Genomic DNA, 15,704 nt, shown 5'->3' on the forward strand with positions numbered 1-15,704 from the left:
GGGCTATTGGCACTGGGAAAAGTTCAGTTCAGCTGCCGCCCAGGGCGGTTTTCAGGCAGTGCAGGTTGGTGAAGTCTTCGCGCATATCGGCGATCTTCTTCAGCAGGCGTTGCTGCTGTTCCTCAGTGTTGGCGGCGACGACGTCGACCAGCAGGGCGATGGTCGCCTGTTCGGTGCGCTCGTAGGCGACGCGGTATTGCGGAGTCCAGAAGGTGTGGCGGTCTTGCAGCAGCTTGCCGATGCGTTCGGCGAAGTCCGCCGAGCGGCGCTCTTGCACGGTTTTGACGAACAGCGCCTGCCAATGAGCACGGTTATCCAGCCAGTCACGGTTCTGCTCGCCCAGTGACTGCGACCAGCTCTTCACTCGGGCCAGCTGTACCGGGCTGAGCTTGCCGAGCCAGGGGGTAATACGCTTTTCCATGCGCTCGGCGCGTTCGTCGATCTGAGTAGTCAGGGGTTCTTCGAGGAATTCCTTCTGATGCTTGCGCATGTCCTTGGCGAAAGCGTCCTGCATCTCCTGGACCTGCTTGTCATCCAGTTGCGCCAGCAGTTCCACGGCGGACGGGGTGATCTGCCTGGAGATCTGGCTGATGGCGTCCTTGGCTTCGTTGGTGCGCAATTGCAGCTCGGCCTGGGTCACCTGACGGGTTTCGACCATCTGCTGCAGGCGATCGAGCCAACCGAGGTAGCCTGGCAACTGCGTGCTGCAATGCCAGCTCAGGTGCTGTTTGAGGCGGGTGTTGAGCCAGTCTTTCTGGGCCGAGTTGAGGCCCAGGTAGTCATTGAGCGACCAGGGGATGATCAGGTCCAGATTGCGATACGCCAGATCCATGCGCGTGCAGGACAGCAACGACAAAGCCAGCAACGACACCATGAAGGCTTTTAGCAGGGCACGCATGTCTACTCCTCGAATGGCTTGCGTCGGCCTTGGAGGATAGCAGCGTCCCTTTGAGGACCTCACCACATTCGTAGGAGCGGATTTATCCGCGAAGGCGTCGGCACATTAAGCTCACCATCGTCTGACCCACCGATTCGCGAATAAATTCGCTCCCACCGATGATTGAGTCGGCAGGTCTAGAAAAATGAGCGCACCGCCTTGAGCGTGACCATCCCTTCGCATTGCGGGTTATGCCCGCTGTAGACGCTGCAATCGCTGCCGGTCAGGCTCGAGCCACTGTAGATCAGGTTCATGTCGATGCCCAGCCAGGGCCTGGACAGCTTCAGTGACCAGTCGTTGAACGCGCTGATCATGCCGCCGTCAGTGACTTCCTGGGGGCGGTCGAACTGGTGGTTGGCGTATTGCACACGCACCCCGAGCCCGAGTTCTTCGATGGCGCCGAAGTCGACGAACAGGGTGCTGTCGCGACGGCCGACATCGTTGCTGAACGCGGCGCCAATGCGGCTCTGGCTCAGGCGCAGACCGGCGTACAGCTCGTGGGTATCGAGCTGACTGGTGTCGGGGTAGCTGTAGCGGATCATGCCGACTTCGTAACCCAGGGTCTTGTCGAAGGGTTTCTTGAAGCCCATATAGGAATCCACTTCGAGGGCCGTGCTGGAGGTGGCACCCATGCTTGGCGCGTATTGGCCGAAGTAGAAACCGCTTTCGTGAGTCAGGTCCAGGCCACCGTGGAACGACCCGCTACCGCTGGGGCTGATCAGCCCTTGGGCCATGCTGCGGGTGGGTGTGGTGGCGAGTTTCAGATCGAACGCGCCCAGTTCCCGTTCAAGGGTCTGAGCAGAGGCGTACTGACCGGCCAATAACAGGCCGAAGGGCAAGAGGGTCTTGAGCATGGCTCACTCCTGGGGTAGCAAAGGAGTGTGATCGGCAGACATCACGTAAAAAAATCGGGGGTTGCGGCTGAAAACCGCGAATCAGAGCCTCGCAAGCATAACGGCGTTAGCGCTGCATGGCGGACCGTTGGTCGATCCGCGGCACATTGATTGAACTTCGGGTGACGTTACGACGCAGGCGCGATCAACTCGTTGAGTACTTCCACCGCCTGTTCGAAGGACGGATAACCGCTCTTGGCCACGTCCAGCTGGTCATATTCGGCGCGATAACGGGCCGATTTTTTCTGATCGGTCAGGCTCAATTGTTGAGTGAGCAGGGCGATGGCCAAGGGGTGTTTGCGATCAGCGGCGTCCTGCAGCAGGTCAACAATCTTCTGTTGGTCGCCGTGCTGACGAATCAACAACACCGCTTCGTAGAATTCGGCTTCACCGGACGCATCCTGTTTCGCCGCCCGTTGCAGCAGGGCCATGGTCAGCTCGTCATGCTTGCGATCGTTCTCGCTGAGCAGCAGCTTGGCCTGGAGCATGTCGTTCTGATACAGCAGATGGTCTGCCCGGCACTTGCCGTCGCTCAGGTGGCTTTCATTGAAAGAGTCATTGCAACCGTGGGAGGCACAGCCACCCAGGTAGATCATTGCGCCGAGAAGCATCCAGTTCTTCATTGTGGATTCCGCGATAGGGCTGGCTTTCGGGCACATCATGCCCAAGGTCATGTCGCTCTTCAACGAGCCTAGCAGGTGTGGCGCTAGCGGGGGTAGGACAAGGGGGGAGGCGGGTGGTTCAGGAGAGGTCGAGCGCTTTGAAGGTCAAAGCGCTGGATGATCGACCGATGTTGCGGGGCGACGCTTACTTTTTGCCCAGAGTGATCTGGCGCGATGGTGCGAAGGTCTGGCCGCTGACGCCTTTTTCGATCTGCTGGATCTCACCGCCGGACTTCAGGAAAGCTGCGATCTGGGCGTTGATCGAATCGCTCGTCTCAACGGCTGGAGCAGGTTTCGGCTTGGAGTGGGATGCTTTGATACGCATGGCAGTCATAGACCTATAAAAATTGATACGGCCTGCCAGTGTATAGGATTGACCCCATAATTGCTTGGTAAATATCCCTTCAAACCCTGGGCGATTGACGAATGGCGTCATTCGTTGGACATGCCCGGCCACCGTCACGGGCAAACTCGGGTAGAATGCCGCCCTCGTTATGAGGGTATTTGGAAATGGCTTTAGTCGGGCGCTACAACAGCTTGCAAGTGGTCAAGCACACTAACTTCGGGTTGTATCTGGACGGCGCCCAGGACGGCGAAATCCTGCTGCCCAATCGCTATATCCCCAAGGATATTCCCAGCGAGGACGAAGACTGGCTCAACGTCTTCATCTATCTGGACAGCGACGACAAACTGATCGCCACCACGGAAAAGCCCAAGGTCCAGGTCGGTGAGTTCGCCAGCCTGAAAGTGGTCGAGGTCAACAGCATTGGCGTGTTCCTCGACTGGGGCCTGCCCAAGGACCTGCTGCTGCCGTATTCCGAAGAGAAGCGCACCCTGCAGGCTGGTGACTACTGTGTGGTGCATGTCTATCTGGACAAACACACCCGCCGCATCACCGCCACGGCGCGGCTTGATCGCTACCTGGACAAGACTCCGGCCAACTACAAGGTGGGTGAAGAGGTCGACCTGCTGGTCGCTGAAGCCACCGATATGGGCTTCAAGGCGATCATCAACAACAAGCACTGGGGGCTGATTCACAAGAACGAAGTGTTCAAGTTCTTGCGTGCGGGCAAGCAGGAAAAGGGTTTCATCAAGGAAGTCCGCGCCGACGGCAATATCAGCCTGAGCCTGCAACCGGTCGGCGCCCAGGCGGCCGACAGTCTTAACGACAAGATCCTCGGCAAGCTGCGCGACAACAACGGCTCGCTGCCGGTCAGCGACAAGAGCGATCCGCAAGTGATCAGTAACCTCTTTGGCGTCAGCAAGGGCAACTTCAAGAAAGCCATTGGCGGCCTGTACAAGCAGGGTTTGATCGTCATTCATGCCGATCGGATTGAGTTGGTCTGATGATGTAGATCTGTGGGACCGGCTTCAGTCGGGAAGGCGGAATTTCTGAGCAAGGAAATGTATCGGATGTTCCCGCCTCTTCCCGGCTAAAGCCGGTCCTACATGAATTCTGCGTCTTCGGATGAAAGGCTGAACCCTTTCTCCCCTGTTGCAGGTCATAGAGACTTGGCATCCACAGGGCTCTCCCCATGAAACAAACCCTCACCGCTTATATCAGCACGCTACTGGCGTTCCTGGTTCTGGATGCTGTCTGGCTCGGTGTGCTGATGGCGCCCACCTACAGGGCCTGGCTCGGGCCGTTGATGCTCGACAAACCCGTGTGGGGCCCGGCGCTGGTCTTCTATCTGTTGTATGCCTGGGGGCTGGTGGCGTTTGTCGTGCTGCCTGCGCTGCGCCGTCATCGCCTGGGGCATGCGGCCAGTCGTGGCGTGTTGCTGGGGCTGGTGGCCTATGGCACCTATGACCTGAGCAACTGGGCCACCCTGCAAGGCTGGCCGGCGCAGATGGCGATCGTCGACATGCTCTGGGGCAGCTTTGCCTCGGCGGTGGCGGCCAGTGTCGGCTATTGGGTGGCGCGCAGGGTGTTGTAGCGGCGCGCCCGCGTTTATTTCTGCAGGAAGGTCGCAAAACTCAGGTTGGCGCCATTGGGGCGCATGTCCTTGAGGAACGAGTCCTTGTCTGCGCTCAGTTCCAGGCTGACCGTAGACTTGCGCTTGCCAGCATTGCGTACCACCACGCCTTCCAGATGATCACGCATGAACACCGTGGTGATTTTCAGGTGCAGCAGTTCGTCGCTTTCCGGCGTGTGCAGCAGCAGGTGCATCCACTCGTACTGGCCCACTTGCAGGCGGGTGATGGGCAGGTCGAACCACCAGATATTGCGGTTTTTGTTGAGCACGGCGAAATGGGTGTTGTTGACCCCGAGCACGGCGCCGCCCAGTTGCTGGTTACGACGGGCGATGGCCTGCTTTTTTTCGAGTTTCATATAAGTCCTGTGGATCGGTTCATTCAGCGCGACAGCGTTGCGCATTCTCAAGGCTGGCCGCGTAAACGCAAAGCCAAAGTTGCAGGGAATGACGAAATGTTAGTGCCAATCTGCTGGAAATGCCCCGACGAGCGGCACCCACCATTGAGAAAATAATTGAAACTCTCGGCAAAAAGGCCCGGTCAACCTATATGTCGAGGTTATGACATCTGATTTTCATTGCGGTCCTTAGACCCAGGAGACATCACATGAGCAGCACAAGCGATAAAGCAAAAGGTATGGCCAACGAAGCAGTCGGCAAAGTGAAGCAAGGCGTCGGCAAGGCTACCGATAACGCACAACTGCAAACCAAAGGCAAAGTCCAGGAACGCAAAGGCGAAGCCCAGCAAGCGGTGGGCAAAGCCAAAGACGCGGTGAAAAAAACCGTCGATCGGGCTTGATCACACGGCTCGATGTAACGTCTGACGTGTAGACAAAGCGGCCATCAAGTGATGGCCGTTTTTGTTTCTATGGGGATAAAGACTGAAACCTTTTATCGGTCGTCAAGTCCACTGAGCTACTGTAGAACGCCATGCCCCTGGTTAACCGGATGTTTGAGTGATGTCGTGTAAGGAGAGACCATGATTTTCCCGCAGATGAAGCGCTTGCCCATGAGCAAGGTCCTGGTCCGTACCGTGAAAGAGTTTCTCGACGACGAAATGTCTACTTATGCATCGGCGCTGGCCTATCAGATGCTGTTTTCGTTGTTTCCCTTCCTGCTGTTCCTGATTGCCCTGATCGGTTTCCTGCATCTGCCGGACTTCTTTTCCTGGCTGCGCATGCAGTCTTCTCTGGTGCTGCCGCCTCAGGCGCTGGATCAGGTCAACCCGGTCATCGACCAGTTGCAACAGTCCAAGGGCGGTCTGCTGTCTGTGGGTATCTTCATCGCGCTGTGGACCGCCTCGGCCGGCGTGCGTCTGATGATGAGCGCGATGAACGCGGCCTATGACGTGGTCGAAGGGCGCCCGGTGTGGAAGCGTATTCCGCTGTCAGTGATCTATACCGTGGGCATCGCCATTATGCTGCTGGCCGCCGCCGGATTGATGGTCACCGGGCCGCAGGTCATGAGCTGGCTGGCTTCGCAGATCGGCATGGAAGAATTCATCGTCACCCTGTGGACCATCCTGCGCTGGCCGCTGATCATCATCCTGATGATGGTGGCGGTGGCGTTGATCTACTACGTCATGCCCGACGTTAAGCAGGAGTTTCGTTTTATCACCCCCGGTTCGGTACTGGCGGTGGTGGTGTGGATCATTGCGTCATTGGGCTTTGGTTATTACGTCAAAACGTTCGCCGACTACAACGCCATGTACGGCAGCATCGGCGCGATTATCGTGCTGCTGCTGTATTTCTACATTTCGGCGGCGGTGCTGCTGCTGGGGGCGGAGATGAATGCGGTGATCGAGCACATGTCCAGCGAAGGCAAAGACCCCGGCGAGAAAGTCGCGGGCGAGAACGACTCCCACGAAAAGCAGCATGTATCCGGCCTCGGTCACCAGACCGCTCCGGTGCAGCCACATTGACGGATGCTGTGGCACGATAGGACATCGCGTCGAACTCACAAGGCCTTGCCATGATTTACGAAATTCTGAAAATGGGTGATCCGCGCCTGCTGCGTATTGCCCCGCCGGTGCCCGCCGAGATGATCGGTTCACCGCAATTGCAGCAACTGATTGCCGATATGTTCGAAACCATGGAAAGCGTTGGCGGCGTCGGTCTGGCCGCGCCGCAGATCGGTATCGACCTGCAACTGGTGATCTTCGGTTTCGCCCACAGCGAACGCTATCCCGACGCCGAAGCCGTGCCGCGCACCATCCTGCTCAACCCGCTGATCACACCCCTGAGCCCGTTGATGGAAGAGGGCTGGGAAGGTTGCCTGTCGGTGCCGGGCCTGCGCGGCGCGGTGGATCGTTATCAGAGCATTCGCTACGAAGGCCTCGATCCGGACGGCCAGCCTATCGTGCGTGTCGCCCATGGTTTTCATGCCCGTGTCGTGCAGCATGAATGCGATCATTTGATTGGTCGGCTGTACCCGTCGCGAATCACCGACTACAGCAAGTTCGGCTTCACTGAAGTGATGTTTCCCGATCTTGATCCGAATGCGGATGACTAAAGATCGCTAGTGCGGCCTGCACATTTTTCGTGGGACCGGCTTTAGCCGGGAAAGCGATATTGAAGTCACAGATATGTATTGAATGTACTGGCGTCTTCCCGGCTGAAGCCGGTCCCACTGAAAATATGCTCTTGCTCAGGTTGCGCGCATGGCGATCAAAGGCTTTGTCCGCCCATACCGCCGCAATCGGTCCGCCAACACTCCAGGCAAATCACCGCACTCCACAAACCCCGCCCGCTGATAAAACTCCGCCAGTTCCGGGTGGCAGAACAGCCACACAGGCCCCGTTCGTGCCTGTAAAACCTGCGCCAGCAAACGCCCGGCTACCGCCTGCCCGCGCCATTGTGGCGCGACGAACAGGCCGGTCAGCCAGTGCCCCTCGGCCACCGCAGTCAGATTCAGGGCGCCGATGATCTCCTGCTGTTTCGCCACCCACAGGGTCGCGCCCTTGGTCGCGCGCATGGGTGAGCGATGGCTGCGGTAGAACTTGTCAGCCAGGGGCAGCAGGGTGCCGGGCAGGATGGCGAAGGTGATGGCCTCGTTCATGCCGGTTTCATCTCTACTGTGCGGAACGCCCAAAGGGTCAGCGCACCGATGAGCACACTGGCCCCGGCCAGCAACAGGATTACGCTTTGGGTGCCCAAGGGGGCGGCCAGAAGCGCCACCAACAACCCGGCCAGGGGTTGCGACAGGTTATTCAACAAGGTGATGACGCCCACGGTCTTGCCGAAGTCCCGCACCGGAATGACCCGTTGGCGCGTGCTGCGAATGTAGATATTGAACATCTTGTCGAAGCCGACGATCAGCAGGAAACCCGCTACATAGCCGCCTGCAGTCGGGCTCAGCGCAGTAATCAGCGCGCCGAGACAGATGACGACGTATGCCAGGCCACCGAGCAAACGCCCTGGCAGGGTCACTCGCGCCAACACCAGCAGGATGACGATAGTGGTGACGGCCCCGGCGGCTTGCAGCGCGGCATAGTCGCCTTCGGGGCGTGTGTACTGGCCGATCAGCATGGCCGCCGACGTGGCGAGGGTGACGCCCACCAGCAGGTTCACGCCCACGGCCAGGCTGATGATCTTGCGCAGCTCGCTCAGCGCACGGATATGGCCGAAGGCAATGCGCAGCGGTTGCAGCCAGATATCGCCATGCTGCTCGAAGCTCTGCAGAACAATGGCGCTATGGCGCTGCCAGACGCTCATGGCCAGGTCCGCGAGCAGAAACAGCACGGCAATCGCCAGCAGCACCCACTGCCAGGCCATGGCATGCAGAAACAGCGCCGCCAGCAGCGGCCCCAGTACCAGGCCGGTCTGATCTGCGATCTGCGAGTAGGACAGGGTCTTGGTGTAGCTGTACTGCTTGAAGATATGCGGCAGCAGGACTTCCCGGGCCATGATCCCTTGGGTGGTCAGTACCCCGCAGATTGCCGATAGCAGCACGATCCAGACAATCCCGCCAAACAGCAGCACCAAACCCAACGCCAATGCGCAGGCCAGGGCCCGGCACAGCTGGCTGATATGCAGGATGCGTGTCGGCGAGAAGCGGTCGCACAGGGCGCCGCAGAACGGAAATGCGAGAAAACGGGGCAGGGATTCGACAAAGAACGCCAATCCGGCCCACGAGGCGCTCTGGGTGGTCTGGAACACGATCAGCGGCACGATGAACAGCAGGATCTGATCAGCCAGCCGGGAGAGAAACAAAGAGAGGAAAAACGCCAGATAGTCCTTGCGCACATCGACCTCATGTCAGGGGAGCAGGACCGCATCATACAGGGCCGGGAAATGGGCTGCGTTCTTGCATAGAACAATAGCGCCCAAGGATATAGCCAAATGATCTGCAAGAAATTCGGGTCAAGTTGCACATCCAGGTATTCGCCATGAAATGGAAGATGCGATGCCAAACTATCTCGACGAAGCCCACCGCGAAGAATTACTGAGTCTGCGTCATAGCTTTACCGGCACTACCGAATGGCCGACCTGGCTGCTGTGGCTGAGCGTGTTTGGCGGCTGGTTCGCTGTGATGCTGTTGAGCCCGAAACTGGGCCTGTGGCCGACAACGCTGTTGATGATCCCCCTGGTGGTGCTCTGGCTGTCGGTGCAGCACGAGCTGCTGCATGGCCATCCGACGCGGTTGAACTGGCTGAACAAGATCCTCGGCTACGCGCCATTTGCCCTCTGGTATCCCTACACCCTCTATCGCGACAGCCACCTGCTGCACCATCGCGACGAAGACCTGACCCTGCCGGGCATTGACCCGGAAAGCCGCTATCTCAGCCAGCAGCACTGGCAGCGCGTGACGCCCTGGACACGCATAGTGCGCTGGCTCGACAAGACCCTGCCGGGGCGTCTTCTGCTTGGTGCGCCCCTGGCCCTGATCGCCCTGGCCCGTGACGAACTCCCGCGTCTGCGTACCGGCCAGCGCCAGGCCTGGCTGATGTGGCTGACCCATGGCTTTTTCACCCTGCTGATGTTCGCCTTTATCACCCACTACAGCATCCTGCCGATCTGGCATTACGTGGCGCTGATCACGTTGCCCGCGTTGGCGGTGTCCATGGTCCGCTCCTATTACGAACACCGTCCCAGCGAGCACCCGGAACAGCGCTCGGTGCTCAACGAAGCGGCGTGGCCGTGGAGCTGGCTGTTCCTCAATCTCAACCTGCATCTTGTGCATCACGACCTGCCGGGGCTGGGTTGGTACTTCCTGCCTCGGGTCTATCGGGCGCGGCGTGAGCAATGGCTGGCGCGCAGTGGTGGTTTTCTGGTGCGCGGCTATGGTGAACTCTTTCGGCGCCACAGCCTCACACCCATCGACAGCCCACAGCATCCCCATGCCTGATTCGTCAGCCTTGCATAGAGAACACCCATGACCCATGGCCTTGCCGAGCTACTGATGTACGTCGCACCACCGCGAGTGCGCGAGGCCCAGGAGGTGTGGTTGCAGGAGATACTCGAGCGACTGGACGCAGAACGCTTGAGCGCTGCCGGTCTGGATCTGCCTCAACTCTGGCTGTCCCCGCAGCTGCTGCTGGCCCAGACCTGCGGCTACCCGCTGATGACCCGCCTGCAAGGCAAGGTGCGGGTCGTCGGTCGTCCGATTTATCGCCTGCCCCACAGCCGCGAGGGCAACCATTGCAGCCTGCTGCTGGTTCATCAGGACGACCCGCGCTCGACTCTGGCCGAGTTCTTCGGCAGCCATGGCCTGCTCAACAGCGCTGACTCCAATTCCGGCATGAACCTGCTGCGCCAGCGTCTGGCGCCGTTGCAGCAGGGCGGGCGCTTCTTTGGCGAAGTGTCGTTCAGTGGCGGCCATCGTGACAGCATGAGGCTGCTCAAGGCCCGGCAGGGCGATCTGGCGGCCATCGACAGCGTGACCTACGACTACCTGACCCGTGATCACAGTGAAGAGGTCACGGGCCTGCGCATCTTGACCCAGAGCGCCCTGAGCCCCTGCCTGCCCTATATCACCGCATTGGATCGCGACCCTGAATCGATTCGTCTGGCCATGAATTCGGCACTTCTGGCGTTGCCGGAAGTCGCAGCAATACTGGCCATCGAGCAGATTCTGCCTGCCAGCGAGGCCGACTACGAAGTGTTACTGGACTATGAACGCGAAGCGCAAGCCTTGGGGCTGGCGTCGATTAACCCCTGAGATGACCCCGAGGTGACCATGAACAAGATCAAACAACTAGTGGGCGGCTCGCTGCTGGCCCTGGGCATGCTTGCCCAGTCGGCCCACGCGGCGGACAAACCGGCACCGATCCACTTCGGTGACATCACTTGGGAGAGCGGCAGCCTGATCACCGAAGTGCTGCGCACTATCGTCGAGAAAGGCTACGGCTACTCCACCGATACGCTGCCGGGCAGCACTGTCAGCCTGGAAGCGGCCCTGGCCAAGAACGACATTCAGGTGATTGGTGAAGAATGGGCCGGGCGCAGTCCTGCCTGGGTCAAGGCCGAGGCCGAGGGCAAGGTGTTCGGCCTGGGTGATATCGTCAAGGGCGCCAGCGAAGGCTGGTGGGTGCCGGAATTCGTGATCAAGGGCGACCCGGCCAAAGGCATTAAGCCGTTGGCGCCGGACCTCAAGTCGGTGGCCGACCTGCCCAAGTACAAAGACGTGTTCAAGGATGCCGAATCCCCGGACAAGGGCCGCTTCCTCAACAGCCCGTCCGGCTGGACTTCGGAAATCGTCAACACGCAGAAACTCAAGGCCTATGGCCTGAATGACAGCTACGTCAACTTCCGCACCGGCTCCGGTGCGGCGCTGGATGCCGAGATCAGCTCGTCGATCCGTCGTGGCAAGCCGGTGCTGTTCTACTATTGGGCACCGACCCCGTTGCTGGGGCGTTTCAAGCTGATCAAGCTGGAAGAGCCGCCGTTCGACGCTGAAGCCTGGAAAACCCTGGCCGATGCCAGCAACCCCAACCCGCGCGGTACCCGCTCCCTGACGCCGAAGCTGGCCATTGGCGTGTCGGAGCCGTTCCACAAGCAGTATCCTGAACTGGTGACCTTCTTCCAGAAAGTCGATTTCCCCATCGACCTGCTCAACAGCACCCTGGCGGACATGAGCGAAAAACGTGAAGAACCCAAGGCCGTGGCCCAGGCCTTCCTCAAGAATCACCCGGAAATCTGGAAGCAATGGCTGCCAGGCGATGTCGCTGACAAGGTGAGCAAGGCGCTGTAAACGCGGTTATATTCGCCTCGGGTGGGACCGGCTTTAGCCGGGAAGCCGTCGACAGGATCGATACATCTCTATCGCCTGTCAGATTGCTTTCCCGGCTAAAGCCGGTCCCACACTTTCAGGTAGCTACGCGTTGATTGACAGGAGGCAGCACCATGGACCCATTCATGCAGGCAGCGATTGACGAAGCTCAGAAGGGGCTGGACGAAGGCGGCATTCCCATTGGCTCGGTGATCGTCCACGACGGCAAAATCATCGGCCGCGGCCACAACCGCCGGGTGCAGGAAGGCAGCGCCATCAAGCACGGGGAAATGGACGCCCTGGAAAACGCCGGCCGCCAGCCAGCCCGCATCTACCGCGAAGCCACCCTCTACACCACCCTGTCGCCCTGCGCGATGTGCAGCGGCGCGATCCTGCTCTACGGCATTCGCAAAGTGATCGTCGGCGAGAACGAGACGTTCATGGGCGAGGAAGAACTGCTGCGTGGGCGTGGTGTACAGGTTGATGTGGTGCACAACCAGACCTGCATCGACCTCATGCGCGGCTTTATCGCCGCCAAGCCTGAGTTGTGGAATGAGGATATTGGTGAGTAGCCGATTTATCTGATCGCATTGATCCCTGTGGGAGCGAGGCTTGCCCGCGAATCAGGCGACGCGAAATGTCCGGCACATCGCGTCGAGGCATTCGCGGGCAAGCCCGGCTCCAAGGATCCAGCGGATGTGCGCCGTTATTAGTGCAATTGCAGCGTCGTATTGAACTGTCAGGTTTTTTGCAGTGCCGCCACGCCAAACAGCAACACCTGATGCAACTCGCCATCCTGCTCGATCAAGCGTATCGGCGCCGTGCCGCCGGGCATGGTCACCTTGATTCGCCCACCCTGAACCCAACCGGCTTGCCAGCAGGCACTGGCTACCGCACTGGCACTGGTGCCCGAGGACGCCGTAGGGCCTTCGCCGCGCTCGAAGACCCGGGCCAGGATCTGATCCGAAGCCACGGCGCAGGCCCATTGCAGATTGACTCCGGCCGGGCAGGGATCACCTGCACCCAGCTCTCCGGCGGCAAAGGCGATGCGCGTCAGTTCAGTGTGCAGCGGTTCGTCATGCAGGGCGGCGAACGACGGCAGAGCCCCGGCATTGCCTACCAGGGTGACGCAGTGCGGATTGCCGATACGCACGAACAGGCTGTGATTCCAGGCCTGGTCGAGCTGCACCAGCGGCGTCACCCGACTGACCTGGCGATCATTGAGGATGGCGCTGCCGACGCTCTGAGCGCCTACCGCTTGTGGGCCGAACGACGGTGTGCCCAGGTCCAGCCAGAAACCGTTGATGCCCTCGACCCGGGCGCTTTCGGCCAGCGTCTGCAGCGGGTTCGGCAGCTCGGCATTGCTGTGATGCACGCGCAGGGCAAAGGCTTTTTCCTGCAACACGCCGCTGTCCTTGAGGAACTGCGAAAAGATCGTCAGACCATTGCCGCTGCGCTCGGCCAGGGTGCCGTCGGTGTTGACGATCAACACGTCATACGGCGCCTGAGTCTGAAACGGTCCGATCAACAAACCGTCCGAGCGATGGGCCTTGGCCCCGGCAGGCGGGCGGTTATCCGGCCACAGGCACAGTGCGTCGATGGCCGCTTGCGCCCACTGTTTGCGGCTGGCAGCGGCCTGGGCAGGGTCTTCAGGCAGAGCGATGCCCAGCTCGCGCAGGGCTGAAGGGGTGATGACTGCGTAGAGGTTGCCGCGTGCGTCGTAAATCTGAGTCATTGCCAGGAGTCCCGGAGTGTCCAAGGGCGATGCGTATTTTGAGGGGCAACAGTGGTTAACGTGCAAGCCCCCGATGACCTGTGAGGGCTTTGCCGCCTGAACGATGCTAATCTCGCTGTTTGTCTTGATTCTCGCCTGCGCCACGCTGCCGGACGGGATACCTGTGTGGGAGCACGGATGTCGGTTCAACTGCGTAACAACGTTCAGGTTTCCGGCAACGGCCCGCTGACCCTGGTATTTGCCCACGGTTTTGGTTGTGACCAGCATATGTGGCGGTTCATCGCGCCGCATTTTGCCGAGCGCTGCAAGCTGGTGCTGTTCGACCTGGTCGGTAATGGCCTGTCTGATTTGTCGGCCTATACCGTGCAAAAGTACGACTCGCTGGATGGCTACGCCACTGACCTGCTGGAGATCGTCGACCAGTTCGCAGGCGTAGGCCCGGTGGTCTACGTTGGTCATTCGGTGAGCAGCATGATCGGCGTGCTGGCCGAGCGACGGATGCCGGGGCGTTTTGCCGGTCATGTAATGGTCGGCCCGTCGCCGTGCTATCTCGATGATGGCGACTATCAGGGTGGCTTCAGCCGCGCCGATATCGACTCCCTGCTCGACACCCTGTCGAATAATTATCTGGGCTGGTCCAGTGCCATGGCCCCGATGATCATGGGCGCACCTGGGCAGCCGGAGCTGAGTGAGGAGCTGACCAACAGTTTTTGCCGCACCGATCCGCAGATCGCCAAGCAGTTCGCTCGGGTTACCTTCCTCTCCGACAACCGTGGCGACCTGGCGCATTTCCACAGCAAGGCGTTGATCCTGCAAAGCAGCGACGACCTGATCGCTCCCGTGCAGGTCGGCGACTACCTGCACCAGACCCTGGCGGGCAGCACGCTGCGCCTGATCGACAACGTCGGCCATTGCCCGCACATGAGTGCGCCGCAAGCCTGCATTGCGGCGATGAGCGGGTTTCTCGACACTCTCCATGCAGAGCCGCGTGATGTCTGAAGTTGCGGATCTGCCGGACAGCGAAAGCCTGTTCGAGCATGCGTCCTGCGGTCTGCTGCTGACCTTGCCCAGCGGCGAGATCAAGCGCGTCAACCAGACCTTCTGCACCTGGCTGGGCATGGAGCGCGAGGCCTTGCTCGGGCGGCGCATTCAGGATCTGCTGACCATGGGCGGCAAGATTTTCCACCAGACCCACTGGGCGCCGCTGCTGTTGATCCAGGGCTCGGTGGCCGAGGTCAAGCTGGACCTGCGCCACCGCGAAGGGCATAGCATTGCGATGATCCTCAATGTGCTGCGCCGTGAGCATGTCAGTGGTGTGTTCCATGAGCTGTCACTGTTCGTTGCCGAAGACCGCGACAAGTACGAGCGCGAGCTGATGGTGGCGCGCAAGCAGGCCGAAGAAGCCCTGGCCGAGCAGCTTGTCGCGCAGAAAGAGTTGTCCATGGCCCAGACCCGTCTGCGCGTGGCTCATGCCGAGGCGCAGGTGCGGGCATCGTTCGCGGAGCAGATGGTCGGTATCGTCAGTCACGACCTGCGCAACCCGCTGACCGCCATCCGCATGGCCACGGGGCTGCTTGATGAAGACAAGCTGGGGCCGCAGCAGAAGAAGCTGCTGGGCCATATCACCAAGTCGGCGGAGCGCGCCCATCGCATGATCACCGATCTGCTGGACTTCACCCAGGCCCGGGTCGGCAGCGGTATTTCGGTCAATCTCCAGTCCATCGACCTGCATGCCATGGTCAGTCAGTGCCTGGACGAACTGCGCATGACCTTCGCCGACCGCCAGATCGTCCACGCCGCCAGCGGTCTGGGGCCGTGCATTGCCGACAGTGACCGGCTGTTTCAGTTACTGGGCAATCTGGTCGGCAACGCCATCGCCTATGGCGCGAAGGACGGCGTAGTAAGGGTGACGTCGACCATCGATGACAACGGCTTCACGTTGTCGGTACACAACACCGGCGAGGCTATTCCCGAGCCGCTGCAAGACCGCCTGTTCGAGCCAATGGTGCGCGGCGTCGGCGACAACGACGAGGCGCGCAGCGTGGGCCTTGGGCTATTCATCGTGCGGGAAATCGCCAAGGCGCATGGGGGTGATGTGCAGGTGGTGTCGACTGCCGAAAAGGGGACGAGCTTTATCGTCACTTGGCCCTGAGTTTTATCTGGACCGAGAATTGGAATGGGATTTTGTGGGAGCCGGCTTGATTCAGTTGTCACTGTAAATACAGGATCCATGTGGGACCGGCTTCAGCCGGGAAGGCTTGCTCAGGACCCTGTATCTCTGACAGGTGTTCTGGC

19 protein-coding genes are annotated in these 15,704 nt (G+C 60.1%); 11 read left to right on the plus strand and 8 right to left on the minus strand.

The window, feature by feature from the left end:
• Window positions 1-28: 28 nt before the first annotated feature.
• From AC1Z24_RS06970 to AC1Z24_RS06985, 4 genes are all read right to left on the minus strand, one after another.
• On the minus strand, window positions 29-898 hold the full coding sequence (locus AC1Z24_RS06970; protein WP_483745053.1) for a DUF6279 family lipoprotein: 870 nt from the start codon (window positions 896-898) through the stop codon (window positions 29-31).
• A gap of 176 nt (window positions 899-1,074) precedes the next feature.
• Complete coding sequence (locus tag AC1Z24_RS06975; protein WP_483745054.1) at window positions 1,075-1,791, minus strand: TorF family putative porin; 717 nt, start codon at window positions 1,789-1,791, stop codon at window positions 1,075-1,077.
• 167 nt (window positions 1,792-1,958) lie between these two features.
• Window positions 1,959-2,453 carry a hypothetical protein gene (locus AC1Z24_RS06980; protein WP_483745055.1) on the minus strand — a complete coding sequence of 165 codons (495 nt, stop codon included), beginning with the start codon at window positions 2,451-2,453 and terminating at the stop codon, window positions 1,959-1,961.
• 184 nt (window positions 2,454-2,637) lie between these two features.
• Entirely contained in the window at window positions 2,638-2,826 is a 189-nt protein-coding gene (locus tag AC1Z24_RS06985; protein ID WP_259099868.1) for a hypothetical protein, read from the minus strand.
• 176 nt (window positions 2,827-3,002) lie between these two features.
• Here AC1Z24_RS06985 and AC1Z24_RS06990 point away from each other — a divergent pair, with 176 nt between their 5' ends.
• Together AC1Z24_RS06990 and AC1Z24_RS06995 are read left to right on the plus strand one after the other, a co-directional pair.
• A complete protein-coding gene (locus AC1Z24_RS06990; RefSeq protein WP_483745056.1) occupies window positions 3,003-3,839 on the plus strand; it encodes a CvfB family protein in 837 nt (278 codons plus the stop codon).
• A 188-nt stretch (window positions 3,840-4,027) separates the two neighbouring features.
• A complete protein-coding gene (locus tag AC1Z24_RS06995) occupies window positions 4,028-4,429 on the plus strand; it encodes a DUF2177 family protein (RefSeq protein ID WP_483745057.1) in 402 nt (133 codons plus the stop codon).
• A gap of 14 nt (window positions 4,430-4,443) precedes the next feature.
• Here AC1Z24_RS06995 and AC1Z24_RS07000 read toward each other — a convergent pair whose 3' ends face one another.
• Window positions 4,444-4,824 (minus strand): hypothetical protein, encoded by a 381-nt coding sequence (locus AC1Z24_RS07000; protein ID WP_483745058.1) that lies wholly within the window; start codon window positions 4,822-4,824, stop codon window positions 4,444-4,446.
• Window positions 4,825-5,072: 248 nt separating this feature from the next.
• On the opposite strand from AC1Z24_RS07000, the gene AC1Z24_RS07005 reads away from it, so the two are divergent.
• The 3 genes from AC1Z24_RS07005 to def all read left to right on the plus strand — a co-directional run bounded on the left by AC1Z24_RS07005 (window position 5,073) and on the right by def (window position 6,976).
• A complete protein-coding gene (locus AC1Z24_RS07005; RefSeq protein WP_259099077.1) occupies window positions 5,073-5,264 on the plus strand; it encodes a CsbD family protein in 192 nt (63 codons plus the stop codon).
• Between the two features lie 180 nt (window positions 5,265-5,444).
• Window positions 5,445-6,386: a YihY/virulence factor BrkB family protein gene (locus AC1Z24_RS07010; RefSeq protein WP_483745059.1), complete on the plus strand. Its 942-nt coding sequence runs from the start codon at window positions 5,445-5,447 to the stop codon at window positions 6,384-6,386.
• Window positions 6,387-6,436: 50 nt separating this feature from the next.
• A complete protein-coding gene (gene def, locus AC1Z24_RS07015; RefSeq protein WP_483745060.1) occupies window positions 6,437-6,976 on the plus strand; it encodes a peptide deformylase in 540 nt (179 codons plus the stop codon).
• Window positions 6,977-7,111: 135 nt separating this feature from the next.
• On the opposite strand, the gene AC1Z24_RS07020 is transcribed toward def, so the two are convergent.
• Window positions 7,112-7,522: a GNAT family N-acetyltransferase gene (locus AC1Z24_RS07020; protein ID WP_483745061.1), complete on the minus strand. Its 411-nt coding sequence runs from the start codon at window positions 7,520-7,522 to the stop codon at window positions 7,112-7,114.
• A complete protein-coding gene (locus AC1Z24_RS07025; RefSeq protein ID WP_483745062.1) occupies window positions 7,519-8,709 on the minus strand; it encodes an MFS transporter in 1,191 nt (396 codons plus the stop codon). Before AC1Z24_RS07025 ends, AC1Z24_RS07020 begins: the two co-directional genes overlap by 4 nt.
• Before the next feature lie 160 nt (window positions 8,710-8,869).
• On the opposite strand from AC1Z24_RS07025, the gene AC1Z24_RS07030 reads away from it, so the two are divergent.
• The 4 genes from AC1Z24_RS07030 (at window position 8,870) to AC1Z24_RS07045 (ending at window position 12,246) form a co-directional block, all read left to right on the plus strand.
• Entirely contained in the window at window positions 8,870-9,811 is a 942-nt protein-coding gene (locus AC1Z24_RS07030) for a fatty acid desaturase (RefSeq protein ID WP_483745063.1), read from the plus strand.
• Between the two features lie 27 nt (window positions 9,812-9,838).
• Complete coding sequence (locus AC1Z24_RS07035; protein WP_483745064.1) at window positions 9,839-10,624, plus strand: phosphate/phosphite/phosphonate ABC transporter substrate-binding protein; 786 nt, start codon at window positions 9,839-9,841, stop codon at window positions 10,622-10,624.
• 18 nt (window positions 10,625-10,642) lie between these two features.
• The gene (locus tag AC1Z24_RS07040) at window positions 10,643-11,656 is read left to right on the plus strand and encodes an ABC transporter substrate-binding protein (protein WP_483745065.1); all 1,014 of its coding nucleotides are present in this window, start codon (window positions 10,643-10,645) and stop codon (window positions 11,654-11,656) included.
• A gap of 152 nt (window positions 11,657-11,808) precedes the next feature.
• Window positions 11,809-12,246 (plus strand): nucleoside deaminase, encoded by a 438-nt coding sequence (locus tag AC1Z24_RS07045; protein ID WP_259099091.1) that lies wholly within the window; start codon window positions 11,809-11,811, stop codon window positions 12,244-12,246.
• A 167-nt stretch (window positions 12,247-12,413) separates the two neighbouring features.
• On the opposite strand, the gene AC1Z24_RS07050 is transcribed toward AC1Z24_RS07045, so the two are convergent.
• Window positions 12,414-13,409, minus strand: coding sequence for a diaminopimelate epimerase (locus AC1Z24_RS07050; RefSeq protein ID WP_483745066.1), 996 nt, complete (start codon window positions 13,407-13,409; stop codon window positions 12,414-12,416).
• A gap of 177 nt (window positions 13,410-13,586) precedes the next feature.
• On the opposite strand from AC1Z24_RS07050, the gene AC1Z24_RS07055 reads away from it, so the two are divergent.
• Both AC1Z24_RS07055 and AC1Z24_RS07060 read left to right on the plus strand, forming a co-directional pair.
• Window positions 13,587-14,408, plus strand: a complete 822-nt coding sequence (locus AC1Z24_RS07055; protein WP_483745067.1) for an alpha/beta fold hydrolase — start codon at window positions 13,587-13,589, stop codon at window positions 14,406-14,408.
• A complete protein-coding gene (locus AC1Z24_RS07060) occupies window positions 14,398-15,561 on the plus strand; it encodes a PAS domain-containing sensor histidine kinase (RefSeq protein ID WP_483745068.1) in 1,164 nt (387 codons plus the stop codon). Before AC1Z24_RS07055 ends, AC1Z24_RS07060 begins: the two co-directional genes overlap by 11 nt.
• The last annotated feature ends 143 nt before the right edge of the window (window positions 15,562-15,704 follow it).

This window comes from Pseudomonas sp. JL23, from assembly GCF_056933585.1.

Bases quoted from the DNA above. Each gene is read 5' to 3' on its own strand.
- AC1Z24_RS07000 (WP_483745058.1), bottom strand. From the start codon at position 4,824: ATGAAACTCGAAAAAAAGCAGGCCATCGCCCGTCGTAACCAGCAACTG.
- AC1Z24_RS07050 (WP_483745066.1), bottom strand. From the start codon at position 13,409: ATGACTCAGATTTACGACGCACGCGGCAACCTCTACGCAGTCATCACC.
- AC1Z24_RS06970 (WP_483745053.1), bottom strand. From the start codon at position 898: ATGCGTGCCCTGCTAAAAGCCTTCATGGTGTCGTTGCTGGCTTTGTCG.
- AC1Z24_RS07045 (WP_259099091.1), top strand. From the start codon at position 11,809: ATGGACCCATTCATGCAGGCAGCGATTGACGAAGCTCAGAAGGGGCTG.
- AC1Z24_RS07030 (WP_483745063.1), top strand. From the start codon at position 8,870: ATGCCAAACTATCTCGACGAAGCCCACCGCGAAGAATTACTGAGTCTG.
- AC1Z24_RS07035 (WP_483745064.1), top strand. From the start codon at position 9,839: ATGACCCATGGCCTTGCCGAGCTACTGATGTACGTCGCACCACCGCGA.
- AC1Z24_RS07005 (WP_259099077.1), top strand. From the start codon at position 5,073: ATGAGCAGCACAAGCGATAAAGCAAAAGGTATGGCCAACGAAGCAGTC.
- AC1Z24_RS06985 (WP_259099868.1), bottom strand. From the start codon at position 2,826: ATGACTGCCATGCGTATCAAAGCATCCCACTCCAAGCCGAAACCTGCT.
- AC1Z24_RS06980 (WP_483745055.1), bottom strand. From the start codon at position 2,453: ATGAAGAACTGGATGCTTCTCGGCGCAATGATCTACCTGGGTGGCTGT.
- AC1Z24_RS07020 (WP_483745061.1), bottom strand. From the start codon at position 7,522: ATGAACGAGGCCATCACCTTCGCCATCCTGCCCGGCACCCTGCTGCCC.
- AC1Z24_RS06995 (WP_483745057.1), top strand. From the start codon at position 4,028: ATGAAACAAACCCTCACCGCTTATATCAGCACGCTACTGGCGTTCCTG.
- AC1Z24_RS07010 (WP_483745059.1), top strand. From the start codon at position 5,445: ATGATTTTCCCGCAGATGAAGCGCTTGCCCATGAGCAAGGTCCTGGTC.
- def (WP_483745060.1), top strand. From the start codon at position 6,437: ATGATTTACGAAATTCTGAAAATGGGTGATCCGCGCCTGCTGCGTATT.
- AC1Z24_RS06975 (WP_483745054.1), bottom strand. From the start codon at position 1,791: ATGCTCAAGACCCTCTTGCCCTTCGGCCTGTTATTGGCCGGTCAGTAC.
- AC1Z24_RS07055 (WP_483745067.1), top strand. From the start codon at position 13,587: ATGTCGGTTCAACTGCGTAACAACGTTCAGGTTTCCGGCAACGGCCCG.
- AC1Z24_RS06990 (WP_483745056.1), top strand. From the start codon at position 3,003: ATGGCTTTAGTCGGGCGCTACAACAGCTTGCAAGTGGTCAAGCACACT.
- AC1Z24_RS07040 (WP_483745065.1), top strand. From the start codon at position 10,643: ATGAACAAGATCAAACAACTAGTGGGCGGCTCGCTGCTGGCCCTGGGC.